Source organism: uncultured Granulicatella sp., assembly GCF_963521425.1.
GTDB lineage: Bacteria > Bacillota > Bacilli > Lactobacillales > Aerococcaceae > Granulicatella.
Genome location: NZ_CAUQUN010000047.1, coordinates 1 through 3,560, shown reverse-complemented (window position 1 = coordinate 3,560; position 3,560 = coordinate 1). Strand labels below are relative to the sequence as shown.

General features: G+C 33.4%; 3 protein-coding genes and 1 pseudogene. All 4 read right to left on the bottom strand.

The window, feature by feature from the left end:
• The coding region (locus tag RWO76_RS08865; protein WP_315007275.1) for a DUF6903 family protein at positions 1 to 173 on the bottom strand (173 nt) is incomplete at its 3' end.
• Positions 173 to 2,404: a 1,3-beta-galactosyl-N-acetylhexosamine phosphorylase gene (gnpA, locus tag RWO76_RS08750; RefSeq protein WP_314355253.1), complete on the bottom strand. Its 2,232-nt coding sequence runs from the start codon at positions 2,402 to 2,404 to the stop codon at positions 173 to 175. The genes gnpA and RWO76_RS08865, both read right to left, overlap by 1 nt.
• Before the next feature lie 15 nt (positions 2,405 to 2,419).
• The gene (locus RWO76_RS08745) at positions 2,420 to 3,301 is read right to left on the bottom strand and encodes a carbohydrate ABC transporter permease (protein ID WP_006703782.1); all 882 of its coding nucleotides are present in this window, start codon (positions 3,299 to 3,301) and stop codon (positions 2,420 to 2,422) included.
• A 10-nt stretch (positions 3,302 to 3,311) separates the two neighbouring features.
• Positions 3,312 to 3,560, bottom strand: a pseudogene (locus RWO76_RS08740) (sugar ABC transporter permease); the annotation flags it as partial.

Sequence of the window (3,560 nt, the reverse complement as noted above, 5' to 3'; positions counted from 1 at the left end):
TACGAGTTGCTATATGGACGGTTATAATCCCATAATATAGCTAACAAGCCTACTAGAGCTACTAACATTGTGGCAACTCCTGGTTTTCCAACCATTTGATGACCTTTCACTAAGACAACTAAAAAAATCACCATTAAGACTACTCGTATCCATATTCTAACTTTTGGATTCATCACATATGCTCCCATCTAATTTCACTTGGATTCATGATGACTGTTTCATGATTTCCATTGCCATCAAAAACTTCTGTTTCTTGTGTTTCATTTGTGTTATTAACAATTGCATATAAGCCTTTTTCAGGATATGCATGTACTTCAACAGATAAATTAGAAGAATACCATTTTTTGAATTCTTGTTCTTTAGCGGCTGCATAATATAATGCACGAAGTAATAATCTTGTATTTTCTGGGCTATAAGGTAGACCTGCAAGATATACTCCACGTCCTTTTCCATAAGGATTAGCTGCTAAATGAATTTCTCCAAATTCTTTTCCTTCAGCATTTGCTGGCATTACAATACCTTCTACTTCTTGAGAAACTTTTGGATTACTGAATTCTAATACTTCTGTATGTTCAGTTAGTCCATAGACATTCTTCATTCCTTCTCCGAAATCGATTTTGCGTTTATCTTTAATATCTTCTGTAATGAAGTGAGTGTCTAATTCTTTTGTAAAGTATTTATCAGTAGATAAGCTATATCCCATTTCACGTTCTACTCCTAGAACATCTGCTAATTGGAAATATCTACCTTGATGATGAACAGCTGTTGGTTCTCCTACTCCAACAAACCCTCCACCATTGTATACAAATTTACGAATTTTAGTTAGCAGTTCTGGATTTTTCCAAACCTCCCCACCACTAAATGCAGTTCCTGCATCACCAGCATTAATAATTACATCCACGTCTTTTAAGATATCTGTCGTTAAAACATCTTCAAAGCTAATGAATTGAACATCAACACTAGCACCACTTAAGGCTTCCATAATTCCTAAATAAGAATAAATTTGTTTATATGGTAATTCATGTGCCACCATATGAGATTGCCAAGTACGTAATTTACCCCAAGCATTTAGAATAGCAACTTTTAAACCAACATATGGTTTTGTATGTTTTACAACATCGTAAATCTCTCTAAATTCATCCGTTACTTGTTCAATATAGTCAACAAATTTAGGGAATTGATAAGCTAAACTCAAGTAACCGCCATATCCAATACGATCGACTGGATTTCTCATAATTGCACGTCTTGCTGATAACCAGTTTTTATTCGCTTCGATTGTTGGATCATTTCCTTCTCTAAATACATCTGGGAAGAAGTATGGTAAGAATCTTCCTTCAGTGTATTTTACATGAGGAATATCAGAAATCATACGTAAAGTTGCTCCGCCCCCTACGGACCCAACTACTGCGTCTAAGCCAATTTCTTTGAAATATTTTCCATAAGGCTCTGTTCCAATCCAGTTATCCCCTAAAAACATCATTGCTTCTTTTCCTGCATCATGTGCAAGATCCACTAATTTTTTCGCTTCTGTTGCAACAAATTTTTGAATAAAGTCGATATAATCTAAGTAAGCTTTACTTGGTGTTCTGAATGTAGAATTATAATATCCTTCATCCACAATATCTTCCGCTCTTAAACGATAGCCTTTCTCTTTTGCAAATGCTTCTAAAGCTGCTACAGAAACGCTAGCTCCATATCCAAACCAATCTACAAACTTTTCTTTTCCTAATTGATTGAAAATCAATGTGAAGTGATAGAAGAAAGTTGTAAAACGAACAACATCTGTATCCGGATTTTCTTTTAACCAATTTTTTAAATAAGTTTGCATATATTCATTAGATGCCGGTTGACGGACATCAAAAGGAATATCGTGTGGAACATTTCCCCAATTATTTGTAATATGATTATACATTTGAGTTGGATCCCAAATAGCATATACTAAAAATGATACTGTATATTCATGAAAAGCTTCTGCTCCATAAACTGTAACAATATTTCTTTCTTTATCTAATACCCAATTTTCTACACTAACCACTTTCCCCGTTGTACGGTCAATGACTTCCCAATATAATTTTTCATCATGAACGTAATCTGGTTGAACTTGATCTGTAAAATATCCATCCATGAATGGAATTTCTAATTCACTTGAAGTTGCTAGATGGAATTTAGACATCACATAAATTTGTTGGCATTCTTCCATATGCTTTTCAGCAAATTCATTATGATTTCTTGCAACAAAATATGTTGTATAAATTTTTGCATCTAATTGTTTTGTTGCTTCATCTAATTTAGTACCATCACTATCTCGAATGGCATCTGCTCCCCAACGTTCAATCAATTCTTTTGTTTCTTTCAAAAAATTAGCTTGACTTGGTAATGTTAAACGTCCCTTCGTTTTGCTCATGGTGTTTCTCCTCTCCTACTCTTTAGAACCACCTAAGGTCATTCCTTGTGTTAATTTATTTTGAACAAGAATATATAGAATCAATGTTGGTAACATTACTAATACCATCCCTGCGTACATTTGACCATATTGCGCTGCACCACGTTGTGCTTGTAATAAATTTTTCAACCCTACTGGCAATGTTTGATTTTTACCAGGCATTAATGTTAATGCAATAATATATTCATTCCAAAATGATAAGAAGTTAAATAAAATTACTGTAATAATACTTGGTCTAGCCATTGGAGTCATAACTTTGAACATTGTTGTGAAATATCCTGCACCATCAATAGCTGCTGCTTCTTCAAATGTTGTCGGTAAAGTTTTGAAGAAGTTTGATAATAAGTAAATCGTAAATGGTAATGATGTAGCAGCATAAACTACTGCAAGTACAAAAATATTATTTAAGAAGAAGCCATTTGCGATTCCAAATGATTTTAATCCTTTATCCCAATCTAGTAGCATTAAAAAGATTGGAACAACAATATAGTTTACGTTAATGAATAATCCACCTTTTAGAAGTGTATTAATGAGTTTGCTTCCAGGGAATTTAAATCTTGCTAATACATAAGCAGCTGGAATCGCAACAGCTACTAAAATGATTAATGCTAATGCTGTTACAATAACAGAATTTAACATATAATCTCCCATTTTTGCACTTGTCCAGGCATCAATAAAGTTTTGGAAATAAAATCCTTTTGGAGCAGTCCATGGACTACCATAGAATTCACTATTTTGCTTAATGGATGCGACAAATACCCAACCAACTGGCACAATAATGGAAATGGCTAATGTAATTAACGCTACATAAATAAATGCTTTATATAAGCGTTCAAATGAACGAGTTTGCATTTTCATAATATGCCTCCTAATATTCTAGAATGTCACGTTTTGTAATGTGACTAACGATACCTGATAATCCAAATGAGAAGATAAATACTACTACCCCAATTGCCATACCATAACCAAATGAAGAGTTTGTATAAGCTTGAGTAAACATGTAGCTTAAGAATACTTCTGTTGAACCATCTGGACCACCATTTGTTAAAATTTGTACTAATAAGAAACTTAAGTTAATCGTACTAATAATGAAGAATGTTAATGTTGTACGAATACT

Excerpts from the sequence above, each read along its gene's own strand:
- gnpA (WP_314355253.1), bottom strand. The coding sequence starts at position 2,404 with ATGAGCAAAACGAAGGGACGTTTAACATTACCAAGTCAAGCTAATTTT.
- RWO76_RS08745 (WP_006703782.1), bottom strand. The coding sequence starts at position 3,301 with ATGAAAATGCAAACTCGTTCATTTGAACGCTTATATAAAGCATTTATT.